Source organism: Weissella cibaria (assembly GCF_004521965.1).
Classification (GTDB): domain Bacteria; phylum Bacillota; class Bacilli; order Lactobacillales; family Lactobacillaceae; genus Weissella; species Weissella cibaria_A.
Genome location: NZ_SDGK01000052.1, coordinates 1 through 370, shown reverse-complemented (window position 1 = coordinate 370; position 370 = coordinate 1). Strand labels below are relative to the sequence as shown.

1 protein-coding gene is annotated in these 370 nt (G+C 42.7%); it reads left to right on the top strand.

Features of this window, described 5'->3' with window-relative positions; translation table 11 throughout:
* Positions 1-370 (top strand): IS30 family transposase (locus EST42_RS06960; protein ID WP_134644813.1); only part of this gene is annotated, 370 nt, incomplete at both ends.

The following is a 370-nucleotide window of genomic DNA, read 5'->3' as shown; positions in this document are numbered from 1 at the left end:
TTACTTTCAAAACGAGCGGCATCAAAGAAGACCGTCGATGTTATGAGAATCATAGGTTCAATGCTAGATTCCCTTCCAACCAGTCAGATACAGACTTTAACTCCAGACCGCGGAAATGAATTCAGTGCGCAAGATGAGATAACAAAGAAATTCGATGTCCAGTTTTACTTTCCTGATCCCCACGCTCCATGGCAACGCGGGACCAACGAAAATACAAATGGGCTAATCCGTGAGTACGTCCCTAAAGGGACTGCAATCGAAGATTATTCAGACGAATACATTGAACAAATGGTTGAGCAAATTAATAGCCGACCTCGAAAGCTTTTCGGCTGGAGATCGGCTAAAGAATATTATTTATCTCAAGTGTTCC